We start from the raw sequence: 20,957 nt of genomic DNA, 5'->3' as shown, positions 1-20,957 counted from the left end.
ACCCCGCCGCCCTTTCGCTACATTGCCGGTTAGGCGTTTACTCGTTGACCAGCTCGACGTTCAGACCGAGCGAGCGCATTTCCTTGACGAGCACGTTGAAGCTCTCCGGGATGCCCGCCTCGAACGTGTCGTCGCCGCGCACGATGGCCTCGTAGACCTTGGTACGGCCGGCCACGTCGTCCGACTTCACGGTGAGCATTTCCTGCAGGGTGTAGGCAGCGCCGTAGGCCTGCAGAGCCCAGACTTCCATCTCCCCGAAGCGCTGACCGCCGAACTGCGCCTTGCCGCCCAGCGGTTGCTGGGTGACGAGCGAGTACGGGCCGATCGACCGCGCGTGGATCTTGTCGTCGACCAGGTGGTGCAGTTTGAGCAGGTGCTTGATGCCCACGGTGACCTTGCGGCGGAAGGACTCGCCGGTCTGGCCATCGTACAGGGTGACCTGACCGCTTTCGTCCATGCCGGCACGCTTGAGCATGTCGACGATGTCCGGTTCGCGTGCGCCGTCGAACACCGGAGTGGCGATCGGAACGCCATTGGCGAGGTTGCGGCCGAGTTCGGCCAGTTCCTCGTCCGTCTCCGGCATCTCCTGATCGTCACCATAGGCCAGGTTCAGCTTGGCCTTGAGCGGTTCGACATTGCCGTCCCGGCGATAGGCCTCGTAGGCCTCGCCGATCTGGCGGCCAAGCCCTTTGCAGGCAAAGCCCAGGTGCGTCTCGAGAATCTGCCCGACATTCATGCGCGACGGCACGCCCAGCGGGTTCAGAACGATGTCGACCGGGGTCCCGTCGTCCAGGAAGGGCATGTCCTCCAGCGGATTGATCTTGGAGATCACGCCCTTGTTGCCGTGACGGCCGGCCATCTTGTCGCCCGGCTGAAGCTTGCGCTTAATCGCGACGAAGACCTTGACCATCTTCATCACGCCCGGCGGCATCTCGTCGCCGCGCTGCAGCTTCTCGACCTTGTCCTCGAAGCGGCGGTCCAGACGGGCGCGCGACTCGTCGAACTGCTTTTTCAGCGCTTCGACTTCGCCCATCGCCTTCTCGTCGTCCAGGCCGATCTTCCACCACTGCGACGCCGGAATCTCTTCCAGGCTCTCGGCCGTGACGTCACCCTTCTGGAAGCCGCGCGGACCGGAGACCGCCTTCTTCCCGATCAGGATGTCCTGAAGGCGCGAGAAGATGTCGCGTTCCAGGATGGACAGCTCGTCGTCCCGGTCCTTGCCCAGGCGTTCGATTTCCTCACGCTCGATCGTGATCGCGCGTTCGTCCTTTTCGATGCCGTGACGGTTGAAGACCCGGACTTCGACGATCGTCCCGGTCGTGCCCGGCGGCAGACGCAGCGAGGTATCGCGAACGTCGGACGCTTTCTCGCCGAAGATGGCGCGCAGGAGTTTCTCCTCCGGCGTCATCGGGCTTTCGCCCTTCGGCGTCACCTTGCCGACGAGGATGTCGCCGGCTTCGACCTCGGCGCCGATCGAGACAATCCCGGCCTCGTCGAGATTACGCAGCGCTTCTTCCCCGACATTGGGGATGTCGCGGGTGATCTCTTCAGGACCAAGCTTGGTATCACGAGCCATCACCTCGAACTCGTCGATGTGGATCGACGTGAAGACGTCGTCGCGCACGATGCGTTCGGAGATGAGGATGGAGTCCTCGAAGTTGTAGCCGTTCCAGGGCATGAATGCGACGAGCACGTTCCGGCCCACGGCCAGCTCGCCGAGATCGGTCGAGGGACCATCCGCGATGATGTCACCGGTCTTGACCTGGTCGCCCACTTTCACGATCGGACGCTGGGTGATGCAAGTCGACTGGTTGGACCGCTGGAACTTTGCCAGGCGGTAGATGTCGACACCCGATGCGGTGGCATCGATATCACCCGTCGCCCGGATGACGATACGCATGGCATCGACCTGCTCGACCGTTCCCTCGCGGCGCGCCGCGATGGCCGCGCCGGAATCGCGTGCCACGACCGCTTCCATGCCGGTCCCGACCAGCGGGGCCTCGGCCTTCAGCAGCGGCACGGCCTGGCGTTGCATGTTCGAGCCCATGAGGGCGCGGTTGGCGTCGTCATTTTCCAGGAACGGAATGAGCGCGGCAGCCACAGACACGACCTGCTTGGGCGAGACGTCGATGTAATCCACGTCTTCGCGCGGGATCAGCGTCGCGTCGCGGCCCGGGCCGATGCGGCAGTTGACGAACTCGTTGGCGAGCTCGCCGCTCTCGTTCACGGTTGCGTTGGCCTGCGCGATGTTGAAGCGCGCTTCCTGCATCGCCGACAGGTAGTCGACCTGATCGGTGAGCTTGCCGTCTTCCACCTTGCGGTACGGGCTCTCGATGAAGCCGTACTTGTTGACCCGCGCAAACGTCGACAGCGAGTTGATCAGGCCGATGTTCGGGCCTTCCGGCGTTTCGATCGGGCAGATCCGGCCATAGTGGGTCGGGTGCACGTCGCGCACTTCGAAGCCGGCACGTTCACGCGTCAGACCGCCCGGCCCGAGCGCGGACAGGCGGCGCTTGTGCGTCACTTCCGACAGCGGGTTGGTCTGGTCCATGAACTGGGACAGCTGCGAGGAGCCGAAGAATTCGCGCACGGCGGCCGCGGCCGGCTTGGCGTTGACCAGGTCGTGCGGCATCACGGTCTCGATATCGACCGAGCTCATACGCTCCTTGATGGCCCGCTCCATGCGCAGGAGGCCGATGCGATACTGATTTTCCATCAGCTCGCCGACCGAGCGCACGCGGCGATTGCCCAGATTGTCGATGTCGTCGATCTCGCCCTTGCCGTCGCGCAGACCCACCAGGGTTTGCAGGACCGCCAGGATGTCTTCCCTGCGCAGGACACGCACCGTGTCCTCGGCATCGAGGTCGAGGCGCATATTCATCTTCACGCGTCCGACCGGAGACAGGTCGTAGCGCTCGGAGTCGAAGAAGAGGCCCTGGAAGAGCGCCTCGGCCGTGTCCGGCGTCGGCGGCTCGCCCGGACGCATGACGCGGTAGATGTCGACCAGTGCCTGCTCGCGGGACTCGTTCTTGTCGACGGCGAGCGTCTGGCGGATATAGCCGCCCACGTTCACACCATCGATGTCGAGGACGTCGAGCGAGTCGATGCCGGCCTCTTCGATCTGCTGAAGCGACTCTTCGGTGAACTCGTCACCGGCTTCCACGAAGATCTCGCCGGTTTCCAGGTTCACGATGTCGACCGCGGCGAAACGCCCTATGAGGTCGTCGCCGGCCACGATCAGCTTCTCGACGCCGTCATCGGCCAGCTTGTTGGCCGCGCGCGCGGACACCTTCTTGCCGGCCGGAGCAATGACTTCGCCCGACTTGGCATCGATCAGATCGCGCTGCGGCTTCACCCCGCGCCAGCGCTCTTTCACGAAAGGCATGGTCCAGCCCTTCGCGGTGCGCTCGAAGCTCACGTGGTCGTAGAAGATCGACAGGATTTCTTCACGGTCCAGGCCCAGCGCGTACAGAAGGGTCGTCGCCGGAAGCTTGCGCCGGCGGTCGATACGCACGTGGACGATGTCCTTGGCGTCGAACTCGAAGTCGAGCCAGGAGCCGCGATAGGGGATGATACGCGCGGCAAAGAGGAATTTGCCCGACGCGTGGGTCTTGCCCTTGTCGTGGTCGAAGAACACGCCCGGCGACCGGTGCATCTGGGAGACGATGACGCGTTCGGTGCCGTTGACGATGAAGGTGCCCTTGTCGGTCATGAGCGGAATGTCGCCCATGTAGACATCCTGTTCCTTGATGTCCTTGACCGAGCGCGCGCCGGTTTCCTCGTCCACATCGAACACGATCAGACGCATCTTCACCTTCAGCGGTGCCGCAAAGGTGATGTCGCGCTGCATGCACTCGTCAACGTCGTACTTGGGGGCTTCGAACTCGTAGTTCACGAATTCGAGCACAGCCCGTTCGGAGAAATCCTTGACCGGGAAGACGGACTTGAACACGGCCTGCAGGCCTTCGTCAGAGCGTTCGCTCTGGTTCACGTCCTTCATCAGGAACTGATCGTAGGAGTGCTTTTGAACCTCGATGAGGTTCGGCATTTCAATCGCTTCGGGAATTCGACCGAATGACTTGCGAATGCGCTTCTTGCCGGTGAACGACAGACCCATTTCCGCTCCCTTCAAGGCTTTGTGCCTTGCGCCTTCGATAAGAACCGCGACAGTCGCGATCCCTACTCCGTCCCTTTCAACGGTCCGCCAGACATGAGGGGGCGGCGGACCGGCCTTGCCACTCCCGGGACGAAACGGAGCGGCAGGCGAAAACTTTTAGACGCCTCGACGGGCGCGCAGAATTCGCTCTGCGCGCCCGTCAAGCACCGTATATCTGCTGACCGCCCCGAGGGGCTGCCGGCACATAGTTATTTCAGCTCGACTTTCGCTCCCGCGTCTTCGAGCTTCTTCTTGATCTCTTCGGCTTCACCCTTGGAAGCGGCTTCCTTGACCGCTTTGCCGCCGGCTTCAACCAGTTCCTTGGCTTCTTTCAGGCCCAGGCCGGTGATCGCGCGAACTTCTTTGATCACGTTGATCTTCTTGTCGCCCGCGGAAACCAGGATGACGTCGAATTCGTCTTTTTCCTCAGCGGCCGCACCGGCGTCGGCAGCAGCCGGACCAGCAACAGCAACCGCAGCAGCGGCCGGCTTGATGCCTTTTTCTTCGAGGATGTCGTTGAGCTCTTTGGCTTCCAGAATGGTCAGAGCCATGAGTTCGTCAGCAAGTTTAGCTACATCAGCCATTTGTTTTCGTCCTTGATTAGGGTGTCAGTTCGAATGCGGAGAATGACCAGCTCAGGCGTCGGCTTTTTCGCCGATGACCTGAATGCAACCGGCAAGCGTTTGACCCGGCGAGTTGACGCGCGAGACGATCTCGCCCGCCTGGCCGAGCAGCCGGGCTGCAATGGTTCCGATGAGTTCTTCGCGCGAGGGCATTTTCGACAATGCGTCGATCCCTTTTGCGTCGAACACTTCCTCGTCCATGAACCCGCCAATGATCTCGAACTTGTCGTTCGACTTGGCGTAATCCACGGCAACCTTCGGGGCGGAGACAAAGTCTCCCGAGAAAGCGATCCCGACAGGTCCGGTGAACATGTCGGAGGCTTTCTCGCCCGGCTGGCCTTGCAGCGCGATCTTGGCGAGGCGGTTGCGAACCACTTTGAACGTGCCGCCCACTTCGCGAAGCTTGGTGCGCAGCTCGGTCATTTCCGCAACGGTCATGCCCGAATAATGGGCAATGACCACGGATCCGCTTCCGGCGAAGACGCTTTTCAGGTCTTCTACGGAGGCTTCCTTGGTCTGGCGATCCATTTGCGGTCTCCCTGTTTGGGCCCCTCACCACGAGCGGCCCGGTGAAAGCGCCTGCGGCGGCAGCGCTTTCGCCCGCGGACGAAAACGCGCCTCCGTCGGCGCATTCCTGTCCCAGGGCTCGAACCGACCACCCCGAACGTGCGGGACAATCGAATTCTTGCTCTGTCTCACCCAGAGCCCCGTTCGGGGATTAAGGCACCCATTGCAGAGTGCCCCCTGTGATCTCGGACAGGTCGGGCGAACAAACCGGCCGGTAAAGGCCCCTTTGTCCGCCCCGCCCGGGCACGCAAGCGCACCCGGGAAGACGGTCTATCTCTTAAGCGGCCGCGGCGGCGGACGCTTCGGAGGTGTTCACTTTCACGCCCGGCCCCATTGTCGAGCTGAGTGCGATTTTCTTCATGTACTGGCCCTTGGCGCCGGCCGGTTTGGCCTTGAGCAACGCGTCGAGCAGCGCCCGGATGTTGGCGACGAGCGCGTCTTCGCTGAAGCTCGCCTTGCCCACGCCGCAATGCACGATGCCGTTCTTCTCCACACGGAATTCGACGGCACCGCCCTTGGCGTTCTCAATGGCCTTGGCCACATCCATGGTCACCGAGCCGACCTTCGGGTTCGGCATCATGCCACGCGGGCCGAGCACCTTACCGAGGCGGCCGACCAGCGGCATCATGTCGGGGGTCGCGATCACTTTTTCAAAGTTGATCTCACCCGCCTGAACCTTTTCGACCAGGTCCTCGGCACCGACGACGTCGGCGCCGGCCTTCTCGGCCTCTTCCGCCTTCGCACCCTTGGCGAACACGGCGACACGAACCGAACGGCCGGTCCCGTTGGGCAGACCGACAACACCGCGGACCATCTGGTCGGCGTGGCGCGGGTCGACACCCAGATTCACGGCCACTTCGATGGTTTCATCGAACTTGGCATTGGCGCGGTCCTTGACGAGCTTTACAGCCTCTTCGAGCGTGTAGAGCGCGTCGCGGTCAAGGCCTTCGCGGCCCGCGGCGATACGTTTAGCAATCTTAGCCATCGCGCCTTACTCCGTCACTTCGATGCCCATCGAGCGCGCAGAGCCCTCGATGATCTTGGTCGCCGAGTCGAGATCGTTTGCGTTGAGATCCTTCATCTTGGTCTCAGCAATCTCACGGCACTGGGCGCGGGACACCTTACCGATGTCGGACGCCTTACCCGCCTCGCCGGAGCCCTTCTGGACGCCTGCGGCCTTCTTGATCAGGAAGCTCGCCGGCGGCGTCTTCGTGACGAAGGTGAAGGATTTGTCCTGAAAGACGGTGATGACGGTCGGGATCGGAATCCCTTTTTCCATCTCTTGCGTCTTGGCGTTGAACGCCTTGCAGAATTCCATGATGTTCACGCCGCGCTGACCCAGCGCCGGACCGATCGGCGGCGACGGGTTGGCCGCGCCGGCGGGAACTTGCAGGTTGATATAGCCTGCGATCTTCTTCGCCATGTCCCTCTTCTCCTATGACCGCGCACGTGCGCGCGGCCCTTGCTGTGACGCCGCACAGTGCGGCGGTGGGCGGCGCGGTAAACAGACCCGGAATGGACTTTCCCGGACCCTCCCGCACCGAAACGGTTGTCAGGCGGACTTTTCCACCTGGCTGTATTCGAGTTCGACCGGCGTCGCCCGGCCGAAGATGTTGATCGCGACCTTCAGGATCGCGCGGCTATCGTCAACTTCCTCGACGATGCCGGAGAAACTCTGGAAGTGACCGTCGGTCACGCGCACCGTTTCGCCAATCTCGTAGGTGACGGTCGGACGCGGACGCTCCGCATCCTCTTCCATCTGCCCCATGATCGACTTGACTTCGCGTTCCGGCACCGGCGTCGGACGCTTGCCCGAACCCAGAAAGCCGGTGACTTTCGGCGTATTCTTGACGAGGTGATAGGCCTCGTCGGTCATGTCCATTTTCACCAGCACATAGCCGGGGAAATACTTGCGCTCCGCATTGACCTTGCGGCCCTTGCGCACTTCGGTGACTTCCTCGGTCGGAACCAGGATTTCCTCGAACCTGTCCTCAAGCCCCTTCATCACCGCCTCGGCGCGGATCGCGTCTGCCACCTTCTTCTCGAAGTTGGAATACGCGTGGACAATGTACCACTTCGCGCTCATCAGGCTTATGCCCCCAAGGCCAGAAGGAAATCGATGATCAGGGAAATCAGGCTGTCGACACCGAAGAAGAAGACGGCTGCAAGGCTCGCCATGACCACGACCATGATGGTCGAGACGATCGTCTCCTGACGGGACGTCCAGGTGACCTTCCGGCCCTCCTGGCGCACCTCGCGCAGGAAGCGCAGAGGATTGAAAGCCTTCTTGGGCGCCGGAGCCGCCGGAGCGGACCCTGAACCGCCCTTGGACGTGCCCGCGCCGGGACGGGCCGGCTGTCGCGTCTTGCTTTGTCGCGCCATGCTACTCGATCAAATCCCTTAAGATCGTCCGCCAGAGACTGGCAGGGGCGGAGGGTCTCGAACCCCCGACCTACGGTTTTGGAGACCGTCGCTCTACCAGCTGAGCTACACCCCTACACAAAATGCCCGATACCGACCGGGCCGCGCGCTGTAGCACGGGACCAGCCGACGGGCCAAGTCTCGGAAGCAGGGGTTGTAACCAGACCAATCCGTTAACGGAAGCCCCGGACTTAAAAAAAATGCACCCGGGCAGGTGATGAGCCCTCAGCCCGGCCGGACGGCTTCAAGATGCCAGGCAAAGGCATTGCCGTGCGAAGCGGACACAACCTTGTCATAGCGCACGGAGTCAAAGCCGCTCGCTTCGAGCCGGGTTTGCAGCGCGCCCAGGTCCTCGGGGGTCTGCGCGGCTTCCAGCATGGACTGCATGCGGCGGCGATAGACCTCCACCTCGCGCTCCTGGTGCTGCACCCAGCTCAACGCGTCCGGCGGCGCATAGGCATAGCGGCGCGCGCACAATTGATTGAGATCGTTCAGCATGCGCGCCAGAAACGGGGTCACGGCCATCGCCTCCTGCGAGGCCGCATGCATGGACCGCAGAAGTTGGTCGCGCGCAGCCACGAACTCCTGTTCCAGCGCCTGTGCCCGATCCCGGTCATGTTCCTTGCCGTCCAGAACGTCGCGCGCTTGATCCAGAAGCGCATAGGCGCAAGCAAACACGCCGGTAGTTTTTACCTGACCCAACAGATCTGCGCAGGCGCGGCAATAATCCTCGATATCGCCTCCTGCGAGGTGCATGACGAGCGCCAGCCGCCCGCCGGGAGCCACGTGCACGGCCGCCGCCATGACCGCATCCAGCCCTGCATACTCGACCCCGAACTGGCTCGCGACCAGATCGAAAGTGGACTCCGGAAAGGGCGGCTGAGCGGCATCGGCGACGACAAAATTTACCCGGCCCTCGTCGCTCGAACGAAGAGCCTTCGCACCGGCATGCTCGGACAGGTCGCTGCCTACGGCGTGGAGAGCGAAGCGATCGGCCTGGTCCGCCGCATAAGCAAGCGCGTGCTCGATCAGGATGCCGGGGCCAGTTGCAATGTCCAGCATCCGAGCCTGGGTCCTGCCTTCAAAGCTTCGCGCGAACAGGTCCGCCCAAAAGCTGCGAAGTTCCGGACTGGTTGCAGCCCGGGTTCGCCCATCGGCACCATCGGCCCAGAACGCCTTCCATTCACCGCCTGTCTCGCTCACACGCAACTCCCTCGCTTTTCGTTTCCTGCCTGCCACGGCAACGGCACCGTTACAAAAGAAAATGGCGGGCCCTTGCGGGCCCGCCATCTCTTTACAGACTACCTAAGATCCTAGAAGCGCAGGTTGGCGCCCAGGAACAGGCGACGACCGAACGGGTCGTACGTCGCCGGGTAGGTGTTGGCCTGCTCAGACGAGGTCGAGGTCAGAACCGGCGGCTCTTCGTCGAACACGTTCTGGATACCAACGCTGAGGCGTGCCGCTTCGGTCACGTCGTAACCGAAGGTGACGTCGAAGTAATCGGTCGCGTCGATCTGCAGTTCGCGATCGCTCACGAACGGACGGAAGGATTCTTCCAGATCAACCGAACCGATCCGGCGCCAACGCACGGACGTGGTCAGAGCACCCCAGTACCAGCTGCCCTGCACGACGTGCTTGTACTCAGGCGTCGGCTCGCCGCACTGCGCGCCGAATTTGCCTTCGCAAGCCACGAAGCCAGCGGACGGCGAGTTCTGGTAGCCGTTGCTCAGCGTGTAGGTCGCGTAGTAGTTCAGGCCGAACGAGCCAAGATCAGCAGGCAGGCCCATCTGATCGGCATCCCAGAGGTAATCGACGCGAAGGTCGACGCCTTCGGCTTCGAGAATCGCGAGGTTGGCCGAGGACAGTTCCGGGAAGAACGGGTTGGCGATCTCACCGGTGCTCGGGTTACGAGCGCCCGTGAAGAAGTCACACGAGGACGAGATGTCCTGAATGTAGCACTCGTCCAACAGGTTTTGCAGGCTCGGGGTCGCGATCGCGTCTTCGATCTCGATCTTGTAGTAGTCGAGCTGAACCGTTGCGCCGGCGAGGAAGGTCGGCTGCCACACAGCACCAATGGTGAAGGTGTCGGCCACTTCTTCGGAGACGTTCGGGTTGCCGCCGAAAAGCGACTCGATCTGGGCGTTCGACTGGAACGGCGTGCCGACAGAAGCGGCGGGAACACCCGTCGCGACGCAGTTGGCGACGATCGTTTCAGCACCGAAGCTGCCAAGGCCGCTGGAGCACGGGTCAGCTGCACCCGGGAAGCCGTTGGTCAGCGGAGCGAAGAGATCGCCCACGTTCGGCGCACGAACCGCGCGGTTGTACTGCGTACGGAAACGCAGGGAGTCGACCGGTTCCCAGCCCGCGCCGACGGCGTAGGTCTGGACATCGCCAACCGTGGAGTAGTCAGACGCACGGAATGCGGCGGTGACACCCAGGCTTTCAATGCCGGGGCGGCCGGTGATGAGCGGAATGTCAACTTCCGCGAAGAACTCGGTCACGTCGAACGAGCCTTCGATCGGCAGCGACTGGTTGAAGCCACGAACGTCCGGGCCCAGCACGGAGTCAGGACGGATCGAGGCAGAGCTCTCACGATACTCGAGACCCAGCACGACCGCCGGAGCGACGTCGGCCATCGGAGACGCCATGTTCGACAGATTGCCGGAGACCGCGGCCACAGCCTGGGTCGCCTCGATCACGTCGATCTGGGCACCGGTGCGCGACACGTATTCGGCAGCTTCCGGAGACACCGAGCCGGCGCCATTCCAGATGTCGAGAGCCGGGGCAGTACAGCCGCTGGCAATCGCCGTCGGGCCACCGTCGCAGAGGATCGCTTCCTGGAAGGCAGACACCGAGATGTTGCCGGACAGGATCTGAGCGACCGACGAACGGGAGTAGTTGTAGAACGCGTCGTACGACCAGTCGTCGTTGATGTCGCCGCGAACGCCGAACACACCCTGGAAGGTATTGGTGTCACGCAGGTTGTTACGCGTGCCGATCTCTTCCATCCGGCGGGCAATGCGGATGTCCGCCGTGCCGTCGCCGTTGTTCGAGCTCGTGTCGTTGGTGAACAGGTTACGCAGCTCGGTGGAGAGCAGCGGGTTGTCGAGGTTCACAGTCAGACCGAGCGTACCCGTCGGGGTCGGGGCCAGCTGGGAGTCCACAACGTTGTTCGAGTAGATGCCGCGAACATAGAGCTCCATGTTGCTGTTCAGCTCGTACGTGCCGAACGTGGAGATCATGTGGCGCTCTTGCGGGAGCTGCAGGTAGTTGGTCGGGGCGTAGTTGTACACCTGACGCTCGGCGATCGCGCCGCCGGGCTGGGTCATCAGGAAGTACGGGTCACCGCTGCCATCAACCGGGTTCGTGTCGAAGTAGTTGCCCGCGGCGGGACGGACCCAGGTCTGCGGGATGCTGGACGAACCACCCGGAATGTACGGATCGGTGCCCGGACCCGGGCTCCAGAATGCCGTCTCGGAGAATTCGCGCGACGCCTGGAACACGGCTTCACGGTGGGTGTAGCCGTAGGACACAACCGCGTTACCGCGGCCGCCGTCGAAGTTGCCGCCGAGCGTGACGCTGACGTCGGTGATCGCCGCATCGCCTTCGTTGGTGGAGAACTCATGCGAAGCGCTGACTTCAACGCCTTCGAAGTCGTCACGCATGATGAAGTTCACAACACCGGCAACGGCGTCAGAACCGTAAACGGCCGAGGCGCCGCCGGTCACGACGTCGACGCGCTCGACGAGCGCGGCCGGGATGTTGTTCAGGTCGACGACCTGAGCTGCGCCGGAACCGACGAAGCGGGTGCCGTCCACGAGAACCAGGGTACGCGTGGTGCCCAAGCCGCGAAGGCTGACCGTCGCGGTGCCGTTACCCGGGTTGTTCGACGTGGCGTCGAAGGCCGGGATCAGCTGCGGCAGAGTGTTCAGAAGGTCTTCGGTGTTGACGACGTTGTTCAGCTCGAACAGCTCGGCGTCGACCGAGGTGATCGGGCTCGGCGCGACCGTGTCGGTGCGCTGAATGCGCGTACCGGTGACCTGGATGACGTCTTCCGCTGCAGCCGCAGGCGCGTCTTGCGCGACCGCGGTGGCACCGGAAAGCGCCAGGCCCGACAACATGGTCGTGCAAAGCAGCTTGGTGGCAAAAGCCTTTTTCGTGCTCATAGTAACTCCCCAAAACAGGCAACAAGTCGTGACGCAGACGGGACCCCTTCCCGAAACGGCACGATAGCTCTGTGAAATACCCTCGCGGCATTCCGACAGGCTGACCGTATGTTCGCGCTCACTGCCCCGTCAATCACGCAAGGCGGCCATGCGGGGAAATGGATCAACTCGTGACAAATTCGTCACATAGCGCGCTCAGGCTGGCACCAGATCGAAGGGAGCCGTGATGCGTTCGTCTGTCGCTTCAAAGGCTTCCACCCCGTGCCACATGTAGGACGGGAAGAATACGGCAAGTCCCGGTTCGGGCCGCACGTAATGCTCCGCCGGAAGGTCGAGGCCTGTGACCCCGGAGCCCCCCAGCCGGAGCCACCCAGATTTCTGCCCCGACATCACGGTGTCGGGCACATGCACGTAGTAGCTGGCGCTGATCCACCCCGCCGGGTGGAAATGATCGACATGCCCGCCCCCGGACCGCAGAATCACAGACCACGCGCCGGTGAGGCGAAGCCGCTCGGATTTCAGCTTCAGGAAGGGGTGTGCCGGGTCGTCGGGAAGCGCGGATACGTAAGCCTCGGCCGCTTTCTGAAGCGCGCCCGCGAGCGCCTGGATGACGGGGTCGTCGACATCCCACAACCGACCTTCGCTCTGCGTTCCGCCATAGAGAGTCTGATCGAGCGGATGCGTGCTGGACGTGTGCAGACGCCGAATCGAATCGGCCAGTGCCGCATTGAACGCCTCAAGCGACTCAAAGCCTTCCGGCGTCTCGATCGTCATCGCTCTGGTCAGCGTCTCGTAATCGTAGAGGTCGCGATAGCGAGAATCGCCAAGCGCCCGCCAGGTGAGGGTCTTGAGCGCCACATGACGTTGAAGCGAGGAATCGGGCACCTCGTCCTCAAGCAGCGTGGCCGCGTCTTCGAACCTGTGCGCGGAGAGCAGGAGTTCCGCGTACTCGTGGCGCGTGTCCACAGTCGCCTCGCTGCACGATAATGCGGCCTTGAAGTCCTCCTCGGCGAGGTCTGTCTGGCCCGCATGGCGGCGCAATGTCGCGCGAACGCTCAACGCGCCTGCAGACTCCGGCGCCAACTCCACCGCTTGCTCGGCTGCCGCCAGCGCGGGCTCCAGGAGTCCGGCGCGCAGGCACATGCGGGCCTTCAGCGTCAGGAGGCCCGCGTCAGGCTGCCGAGAGAGCACCTGGTCCAGCGCGTCCGTGAAGCGATCCGCCGCGCCCTGCTCCCACAGGAAATTGGCAGCATCCTCGTGAATATCGCCGCGCAACGGTGCGCGTTGCACCGCACCCATGAACGCGCCGTGCGCCTCGTCGGTCCGACCCGCCCGGCGTAGCCCGTGGGCGAGCTGAAGATGGGCATCGGGCGAGCCCGGCTGTAATTGGATCGCCAGCCTGGCATCCGCGAGCGCCGCGTCGAGTCGCCCGAGCTTGCGCAAGAGTGCACTCCGGTTGAGCAGCGTCGGTGCAGCGCGCGGATTCACAGCGAGCGCCGCGTTGAACTGTTCGAGGGCCAGATCGTCCCTGCCCGCCTTTGCGTACAGCCGTCCAAGTGCGCTGAGCGGCGCAGCCTGGCCGGGCATTCGGTCGCGGGCCGCCTCTAGGGCACGCGTCGCCTCGTCCAGGCGTTCGAGCGCAAGATAAGCCAGTCCGGCGCCGAGGCTCGCCGGCCCGTGGCCCGGCGCCTTGCGGGACGCCGACTCATAGGCGGCCAACGCGGATTCGGTTCGGCCCGCGCGCCAGAGTGCGTTGCCCAGATTGGTCAGAATAATCCCAGGCTGCGCGTGCAGCGCCGCGGCCTTGTGAAAGGCCAGCTCGGCCTCGTCGAGACGTCCGGCCTGGCCCAGAGCCATGGCCTTGAGGTGCCAGGCTTCCGCATCCCGGTCATGATCGGACAGATGACGGTCGATCAGACGGAGCGCACCGGCGATGTCCCCGGTTCGCAGAAGGGTCACAGCCTGGGTATGCACGCCAGCATTCATGAGCCGAGCAGCCGCTTCCAGAATGGCCGGCGCGCGCTGTCACCGGACGATCGAGCGCTGACCGGCTCAATGCCTGCGCCCTCACCGGCTAGAGCACCGGTTTCCGCGACGATGCCGTTGGCGCGCAGTCCGTCGCGCAGGGGCTCCAGCCTGTGTTCGTAAGCCGCGCTGCCGCGCTTGTGGCTCGCGGTCGGCCCCTTGCGCACCTGGGTCGCGCTGAAGGTCATCACGGTGCGGTCGACCGTATGATAGTCGACGCACTGCTGTTCGAAATCGAGCCCGCACCCGTCGAGCAACCGCCGCAGTTCCGGTTCGAAGGAATCGATCAGGTCTTCGTACTGCACGAAATTCACCCGGTCCGGCAATGCCCGGTCCCAATGGCGCATGATCTGCGCGTACTGGCCGTAATAGTGGGCGATATCCTCAAGATCGTTCGCGAAGGGCCACTGCGCCGTGAAATTGCGCCGGAAGATCGAGAACCCCGTCTCCACAGCGTTGCGCCGGATGTGAATGATCGGCGCTTCGGGGAAGAGCTGCGCGATCAGACCGACCGCGAGGAAGTTCGAGGGCTGCTTGTCCGTAACGAAGCGTGCGGGAGGAATATCGAAGCTGTCGTACTGACCGATATAAGTCTGGCGCCACGCTTCCAGACGCTCAGCCGGAAGCTTCCCGCCTTTCCAGCCCGTCTTGCGCATCCAGGCGAGCATCTCCTGGATGATGAATGGCATTGCCGGCAGCTCCCCGGCCGCGGAGACTTCGCTGTGAGCGGAGATGGCGGTTTCCAGCAAAGTGGTGCCCGATCGCGGCATGCCCACGATGAAGAGGGGCATGGTCTTGCGGTCGTACGCGGTAGCCGGCTCGACCGGTGCCGGGAAGGCCGACATCAGGCGCTGTGTACCGGAAGCCTGTGCTTGCGCATCATACCCCGGGCGGGTCTCGCTGATCAGCGACTGCTTGGCCTCGTTGGCCCGCGACCAGGAATCGAAAGCGTCATCGGGCCGCTTTCTGGCGTGGTAGATGTCACCCAGCGCGAAGAGGCCGATGGCTTGCTGATCGGCAGGCCGGCTGTCTTCCTCCAGCAGGGTTTCGAGGCGTTCGAGTTCTTCGTCACTGATTCGCCCGGAAGACACTTCGCAGAGCTGACCGAACGCTTCCAGATGATCGGGATCGGCCTCCAGCGTTCGCCGGCAATAGGCCTCTGCGTCTTGCATGTCGCCGGTGAAGGTGAGCAGGCGCGCCATCCCGAAATTGGCGTCCGGATTGTCCGGCTCGATTTCAAGTGCCTTTGAAAAGCACTCGCGCGCCTCGTCCACGGACCGGGCGCCGAGGCGCAGCCGTCCGAGCGCGGCCCAGTGGCGCGCATTGTCCGGCTCCGCATCGAGCACGGGCCGGAAGATCCGGCTCGCCTTGTTGTAGTAACCTTGCTGGCCCAGAGCGTAAGCCAGAGCGCCGGTCATATCCGGATCGTCCGGCATGAGTGTGAGGAGACGCTCGGCATAAGCCTGCATCCGGCGCCAGTCGCCATTGCGATGAGAGATGGCCACGCGAATCTGCAGGGCCTCCGGCAGGTCGTCTGCCTGAGGTCCGATCTGGTCGAGTGCGGCGGACGCACCGGCGAAATCCTCCAGCACCAGGCGGGCGCCTGCGAGCCGGAGCGCAACACCGGCGTGATCAGGTTTGAGCTCGAGGCAGTGGGCCAGCGCGTCTTCAGCCTCTTCAAACTGCTCCAGCCGCCCGGCCAAGTCGCCTCGGCGTCCCCATGTCTCGAACCGGTCCGGCCCCAGCGAGGTCGCCTCGCGGGCCGCCTCCATGGCCTCGTCGATCAGGCCGGAAGCCTCCTTCACGACCGAAAGATGCATCGCGACGATCGCGCTGTCAGGCGCAAGGTTTCTCGCCTGCTCGATGGGCGCCTGGGCCGCATCGACCGCCCCGCGTTCGGCCCGGCAGACAGCCAGCAGGCTGAGCGCTTCGGCGGTTTCGGGGGCTCCCGCCAGCACTTTCTGGCAATAGGTTTCAGCCGTATCGAGATCGCCGGCCAGCCGGCGTTCGTGCGCTTTTTCCAGATCCGTCATCTCAGCCTCCTGCCGAGGCGGACGCCGGCGGATCATCACGCAGCCACCCGGTAATCTGGTAGCGTCCGGCCGCCGCGAACTGGGTCACCGTACCCACCGAATGCATGACCGTCCCGTCAAAGAGCGACAACATGTTGAACCGGGGCAGAAAGGCCCGGCTCACATTGAGCTCGTCATCGAAAAAGGCAAGCATTCCGCCCCAGTCCGGCTCCCAGCTGCGGGTAAAGCCCAGCGTGTAGGCCGCCCGGCGCTCGCGGTCATGGCCTTCATCGGTATGACGGGTCAGGAAATTGCCCCGTGCATAGAGCGTGGCCTGGGCGTCGGCCTTGGTGATCACGCTGGCGCCGATCACCTCCCGCCCGAATTCGAGAAATTCCGGCGAATTGAGAAATTCGGTGATCTGGTGGACCGGATGGCCGGAATCCCACCCGCTCGTATAGGCCTGGATCATCGGATAGGCGTGATAGAGATAGCCATAGTTCTGGCTCGCCCGGGTCAGCACACCCTGCATTCGCCGGGCCATCCCCTCGCGCCCGAGCCGCGCGATATCGTCCTGGGTGAGCATGGCGACCTGCTCGCGCCCGCCCGGCTCGGAAGACGGCTCTGGAAAGACCAGCCGCCAGCTCAGGGTTCGCATCAGGACTTCTTCGATCGCCGCCGCAGTCTCTTCAGCGAAAATCTCGGGAATGCGCACGAGCTTGTCGCGGGCGTAAGCCTCCGCAAACGGTGCCGGATCGAGGTCCGGATTGAGCCTCAGTTCGATGTCTCGCGCCATGCTAAAGTCGCCCCGCCAGTCTGGTGTCCGGCGCAGTCTATCCCGCTCATCGCAAAGAAAAAGGGCGGCTGCCATGTGACAGCCGCCCTGGTTCGATCGTGTCGCCTGGTGAGGCGGCGCGATTTACTCGATGATCTTGGACACCACGCCGGCGCCGACCGTACGACCGCCTTCACGGATGGCGAAGCGCAGCTTCTCTTCCATCGCGATCGGCTGGATCAGCTCGACATTCACTTCCACATTGTCGCCCGGCATCACCATCTCGGTGCCCTCTTTCAAGGTCACCACGCCGGTCACGTCCGTCGTGCGGAAGTAGAATTGCGGACGATAGTTGGAGAAGAACGGCGTGTGACGCCCGCCCTCTTCCTTCGTCAGGATGTAGGCCTCGGCCTCGAACTTCTTGTGCGGCTTGATCGAGCCGGGCTTGCACAGCACCTGGCCGCGCTCCACGCCCTCGCGGTCGATACCGCGCAGCAGAAGACCCACATTGTCGCCCGCCTGGCCCTGGTCGAGCAGCTTGCGGAACATCTCAACGCCCGTGCACGTCGTCTTGACCGTGTCGCGGATACCCACGATCTCGATCTCGTCGCCCACTTTCACGATGCCGCGCTCGATACGACCGGTCACAACCGTGCCCCGGCCCGAGATCGAGAACACGTCCTCGATCGGCATCAGGAACTCGCGGTCGATCGGGCGTTCCGGGGTCGGGATGAACTCATCCACAGCCGCCATCAGCTCGCGGATCTTGTTCTCGCCGATCTCGGGATCACGCCCTTCCATCGCCGCCAGCGCAGAGCCGGCCACGATCGGAATGTCGTCGCCCGGGAAATCGTACGAGGACAGAAGCTCGCGCACTTCCATCTCGACCAGCTCGAGCAGCTCTTCGTCGTCGACCTGGTCAACCTTGTTCAGGAACACCACCAGAGCCGGAACGCCAACCTGGCGCGCCAGCAGGATGTGCTCGCGCGTCTGCGGCATCGGGCCGTCGGCCGCGTTCACCACCAGGATCGCGCCGTCCATCTGCGCCGCACCCGTGATCATGTTCTTCACGTAGTCGGCGTGGCCCGGGCAATCGACGTGCGCGTAGTGACGACCCTCGGTCTCGTACTCGACGTGAGCCGTCGAGATCGTGATCCCGCGCGCCTTCTCTTCGGGCGCACCGTCAATCTGGTCATAGGCGCGAAAATCGCCGAAATACTTCGTAATCGCCGCCGTCAGCGTCGTCTTGCCATGGTCAACGTGACCAATCGTGCCGATGTTCGCGTGCGGCTTCGTGCGTGCAAACTTTTCCTTAGCCATCTCGCTCAACCTTCATGATGGGATGGAACGTAAACGGCGCGAGGACCGCACCGCGAAACTGAGCGCGCGGGATAGCGCCCGCCGACGCGAAAGGCAAGAGGGTGTGGCGGTAGGCTCATACGCCCGCCTCGGTCGCTATCTCGCTCCGCGTCGAAAAAGCCAAACGATGAACGCCGAATCCTTGACATAGACAGGGCACCGCTCGCTAATTCACTTTGTGGCCCTAACCTGTTAACCGTGGAACCCGCGCATGCTTGATCAGACTGCACTCGATGCAGAACGCCGCCGCCTGTTCGCCGCCAACCGCGCGGGCCTGCCCATGCCGGTGGCGGGCCTTGTGGTCTTCACGGCTTTGGCTATCGCCTCGGTCTTTGTCGATTACGCCAGCTGGATGCTGCTGTGCGCCTATGCGCTGGGGGCGATCTTCCCGATTGCGATGGCGCTGCAGGCGCCACTCAAGGCGCCCTTCTTCAAGACAAAATCTCCGCTGAACGGCGTGCTTTTGCCGGCGGTGATCGCGGCAAATCTCCACTGGCCGGTCACGGTGGCGCTGATGCTCGAAGCGCCAGCGCTCTTCCCGCTCGCGCTTGGTATGTCCACGATCGGAATCTGGGCTGTGGTCGGCTGGATGTATGCCAGCCCGGTTGGTCTGATGCATACGCTGATCCGGGTCGGCGGCGTGACGGCGCTCTTCCTTCTCCTGCCTGACACGGAAAACCAGGCGACGGCCATTTCCGCCTTCGTCGCTCTCGTCTACGCGATTTCGATTGCCGGCTTTGTCATCGAGCTGAACGCCCGCACCAAAACCGGAAGCGCGCCGGCCTGAATTTGACGGCGCGGCGCTCGCCACAGAATCCGCCGCCTGTCCGCTAGGGGCCGAACTCGCACGTGTTCGGAAAGGAGGCTGGGCCGTCATGGCCGTCTCCGCGTGGTAGCGCGCGCAGCCTAGGCCTGACATCGCAGAGCGTGGACAACGCGGCGCCGCGTGTCCGGGCCAAGGCATCCGCAGAATGTTTTTGGGACAAGCGCTTACCGCAAGAGGCTGGAGCGGGTGGCGGGAATCGAACCCGCGTATGCAGCTTGGAAGGCTGCCGTTCTACCATTGAACTACACCCGCGAAAGGCGCTCGTTTCTTATTGGCGATCTTTGCCGCGCGAAGCAAGCCTCACAGGTAGACCGGGTGCAGATCGAGGCCCCTACCCGCCGGCATCCGGATTCCATTCGTGGATGGAACTGATCAGGCAGGCCCGCGGCGCCGCCAGACCGGAGTAATCGGACGCGAACAGCGTTTCGTAGGGAATGAGGGAGTCCCCGCGCGTCAGGCAGGACGAGAACGCATCGAACCGAATGGATTGCGCCCAGTCGAGATTGGGGCAGTAGCCGAATGTCTCGATGAGATAATGTTCGTTGACGCCGGCCTCAACGACAATGGTTCGGTCGGTCGCCTGGCCGAAACCGTCGATCTGGCTGGTAAAGCAGATGCGGTCGGCACGCTCTCCCAGACGCGGGTCATCAGCGAAGCGGGCAACACCGTCGGGCTCGTCGGTCGCCGCGGTTTCGCACGCTGCCGCCGTGAGTCCCACTGCTGTGCCGGCAAGAAGAATCGAGAACTTGCGGATCATGAATTCGGCTCCTCGAACAGTTGGTCGAATCGGCTTCGCAACGAGCCTGATGCCGCCCGGGTTCCGGGAGATGCGAATTTTTACGTTCGCTTTGAATGCCATCGGAGGGGTGAACAGGGAAAGACGTCCGGGCGGCCACACAGATGTGTTTGCACGAGGTCGGCGCCCTGGGTCGCCGCGCCGAGCGGAAGCGCGACCAGGCCGGTCCTTCGAAGCGCGAGAAAGGCGGGCTGGTGCGTGACGGGAAATGGTGGAGGGGGCTGGATTCGAACCAGCGTACGCCGAAGCGGGCAGATTTACAGTCTGCTGGATTTAACCACTCTCCCACCCCTCCAAAATACCACCGGGTGGTCCAGCTCAAAAAACCGCCCCGCTGAACGGTGTTGCGTTCGACCGCTGACCGTCCTAACGAGGCGGCTCCCCGATTTGGAGCGCGGACTATACTGATGGCCCATGAGCGGCGCAACACCCCGAAAAAGCCCGATGCAGCACGTTCTGCAGGCAAGATAACCGAGATCGAAGAAGGCTGGATCTGGGGCCGTCACGCGGTTCTGGCAGCGGTCGCAAACCCGCGCCGGCAGATCCTCGAGCTGTACGTGTCAAAGAATGGCGCGCGCGATCTGGCGGACGGGACGCCTTTCACCGAAGAGCACCCCGATTCGATTGCCCGGCGCCTGCCCGAAGGCGCGGTCCATCAAGGCTTCGCCGCGCGGGCGAAGGCACTTGATCCTGCCTCGCTGAAATCGGTCGCCGACCCGACGCACGGCGTGCTGGTCGTGCTCGACCAGATTACCGATCCGCACAATGTCGGCGCGATCTTCCGCTCCGCGGCCGCCTTTGGCGCGCGCGCGGTCATCCTGCAGGACCGCAAGTCCCCGCCCCTGTTCAGCACGGTCTGCAAGTCGGCCGTGGGGACGGCTGAATCCATCGACCATGTGCGCGTGGTGAACATCGCCGACGCTCTGGACGAGCTGCGCGATGCGGGACGGACCGTCCTGGGACTCGCCGGGGAAGCCAGCCTCAGCCTCGCCGATGCGGTGCGCGAGGCGGCCGGGCCGGGACTGGTCCTGGTGCTGGGCGCCGAGGACAAGGGATTGCGTCCGCGCGTGGCCGATCACTGCGATGCGCTGGTGCGCATTCCCATGAGCGACAAGGCGGAAAGCCTCAATGTCTCGACGGCTGCCGCCGTCGCGCTCTACGAGGCCTCCCGCTATAATCCCAAGCTGTATCCGCAGTAGGGTGGGAAGCTCGCGCGGCCGGCCGGCGGCCA

Annotated in this window: 16 protein-coding genes and 3 tRNA genes; 2 read left to right on the top strand and 17 right to left on the bottom strand. The window is 63.5% G+C overall.

Going from position 1 to position 20,957, the window contains the following annotated elements; translation table 11 throughout:
• Window positions 1–37: 37 nt before the first annotated feature.
• From rpoB to tuf, 14 genes are all read right to left on the bottom strand, one after another.
• Window positions 38–4,117 carry a DNA-directed RNA polymerase subunit beta gene (rpoB, locus tag PGP17_RS10375; RefSeq protein ID WP_270375268.1) on the bottom strand — a complete coding sequence of 1,360 codons (4,080 nt, stop codon included), beginning with the start codon at window positions 4,115–4,117 and terminating at the stop codon, window positions 38–40.
• Window positions 4,118–4,365: 248 nt separating this feature from the next.
• Window positions 4,366–4,740, bottom strand: a complete 375-nt coding sequence (gene rplL, locus PGP17_RS10370; RefSeq protein ID WP_135945869.1) for a 50S ribosomal protein L7/L12 — start codon at window positions 4,738–4,740, stop codon at window positions 4,366–4,368.
• Between the two features lie 51 nt (window positions 4,741–4,791).
• The gene (gene rplJ / locus PGP17_RS10365; RefSeq protein ID WP_135945870.1) at window positions 4,792–5,307 is read right to left on the bottom strand and encodes a 50S ribosomal protein L10; all 516 of its coding nucleotides are present in this window, start codon (window positions 5,305–5,307) and stop codon (window positions 4,792–4,794) included.
• Between the two features lie 316 nt (window positions 5,308–5,623).
• On the bottom strand, window positions 5,624–6,331 hold the full coding sequence (rplA, locus tag PGP17_RS10360) for a 50S ribosomal protein L1 (protein ID WP_135945871.1): 708 nt from the start codon (window positions 6,329–6,331) through the stop codon (window positions 5,624–5,626).
• A 6-nt stretch (window positions 6,332–6,337) separates the two neighbouring features.
• Window positions 6,338–6,769, bottom strand: a complete 432-nt coding sequence (gene rplK, locus PGP17_RS10355; RefSeq protein WP_135945872.1) for a 50S ribosomal protein L11 — start codon at window positions 6,767–6,769, stop codon at window positions 6,338–6,340.
• Between the two features lie 129 nt (window positions 6,770–6,898).
• Window positions 6,899–7,432, bottom strand: a complete 534-nt coding sequence (nusG, locus tag PGP17_RS10350) for a transcription termination/antitermination protein NusG (RefSeq protein WP_270375267.1) — start codon at window positions 7,430–7,432, stop codon at window positions 6,899–6,901.
• Between the two features lie 5 nt (window positions 7,433–7,437).
• Entirely contained in the window at window positions 7,438–7,728 is a 291-nt protein-coding gene (secE, locus tag PGP17_RS10345) for a preprotein translocase subunit SecE (RefSeq protein ID WP_135945874.1), read from the bottom strand.
• A gap of 39 nt (window positions 7,729–7,767) precedes the next feature.
• A tRNA-Trp gene (locus PGP17_RS10340) sits at window positions 7,768–7,843 on the bottom strand.
• Between the two features lie 149 nt (window positions 7,844–7,992).
• Entirely contained in the window at window positions 7,993–9,057 is a 1,065-nt protein-coding gene (locus PGP17_RS10335; RefSeq protein ID WP_270375266.1) for a class I SAM-dependent methyltransferase, read from the bottom strand.
• A 23-nt stretch (window positions 9,058–9,080) separates the two neighbouring features.
• Window positions 9,081–11,933 (bottom strand): TonB-dependent receptor plug domain-containing protein, encoded by a 2,853-nt coding sequence (locus PGP17_RS10330; RefSeq protein WP_270375265.1) that lies wholly within the window; start codon window positions 11,931–11,933, stop codon window positions 9,081–9,083.
• 195 nt (window positions 11,934–12,128) lie between these two features.
• Window positions 12,129–13,919, bottom strand: a complete 1,791-nt coding sequence (locus PGP17_RS10325; RefSeq protein WP_270375264.1) for a tetratricopeptide repeat protein — start codon at window positions 13,917–13,919, stop codon at window positions 12,129–12,131.
• Complete coding sequence (locus tag PGP17_RS10320; protein ID WP_270375263.1) at window positions 13,916–15,991, bottom strand: tetratricopeptide repeat-containing sulfotransferase family protein; 2,076 nt, start codon at window positions 15,989–15,991, stop codon at window positions 13,916–13,918. Before PGP17_RS10320 ends, PGP17_RS10325 begins: the two co-directional genes overlap by 4 nt.
• Before the next feature lies 1 nt (window position 15,992).
• Window positions 15,993–16,766: a 2OG-Fe(II) oxygenase gene (locus tag PGP17_RS10315; protein WP_270375262.1), complete on the bottom strand. Its 774-nt coding sequence runs from the start codon at window positions 16,764–16,766 to the stop codon at window positions 15,993–15,995.
• 123 nt (window positions 16,767–16,889) lie between these two features.
• Window positions 16,890–18,065: an elongation factor Tu gene (gene tuf, locus PGP17_RS10310; protein ID WP_135945864.1), complete on the bottom strand. Its 1,176-nt coding sequence runs from the start codon at window positions 18,063–18,065 to the stop codon at window positions 16,890–16,892.
• Window positions 18,066–18,315: 250 nt separating this feature from the next.
• On the opposite strand from tuf, the gene PGP17_RS10305 reads away from it, so the two are divergent.
• On the top strand, window positions 18,316–18,891 hold the full coding sequence (locus PGP17_RS10305; RefSeq protein ID WP_135945880.1) for a DUF7010 family protein: 576 nt from the start codon (window positions 18,316–18,318) through the stop codon (window positions 18,889–18,891).
• Between the two features lie 217 nt (window positions 18,892–19,108).
• Here the strand turns inward: PGP17_RS10305 and PGP17_RS10300 are convergent.
• From PGP17_RS10300 to PGP17_RS10290, 3 genes are all read right to left on the bottom strand, one after another.
• A tRNA-Gly gene (locus tag PGP17_RS10300) sits at window positions 19,109–19,182 on the bottom strand.
• Between the two features lie 79 nt (window positions 19,183–19,261).
• Entirely contained in the window at window positions 19,262–19,687 is a 426-nt protein-coding gene (locus PGP17_RS10295) for a DUF6491 family protein (RefSeq protein WP_270375261.1), read from the bottom strand.
• A 248-nt stretch (window positions 19,688–19,935) separates the two neighbouring features.
• Window positions 19,936–20,021 (bottom strand) — tRNA-Tyr (locus PGP17_RS10290).
• Between the two features lie 112 nt (window positions 20,022–20,133).
• Between PGP17_RS10290 and rlmB the strand changes: the two genes are divergently transcribed.
• Window positions 20,134–20,925: a 23S rRNA (guanosine(2251)-2'-O)-methyltransferase RlmB gene (gene rlmB / locus PGP17_RS10285; RefSeq protein WP_135945882.1), complete on the top strand. Its 792-nt coding sequence runs from the start codon at window positions 20,134–20,136 to the stop codon at window positions 20,923–20,925.
• Window positions 20,926–20,957: the final 32 nt, after the last annotated feature.

Origin of the sequence: Marinicauda sp. Alg238-R41, from assembly GCF_947331485.1 — a bacterium.
GTDB lineage: Bacteria > Pseudomonadota > Alphaproteobacteria > Caulobacterales > Maricaulaceae > Marinicauda > Marinicauda pacifica.
This window is presented reverse-complemented; position numbering and strand designations above follow the sequence as displayed.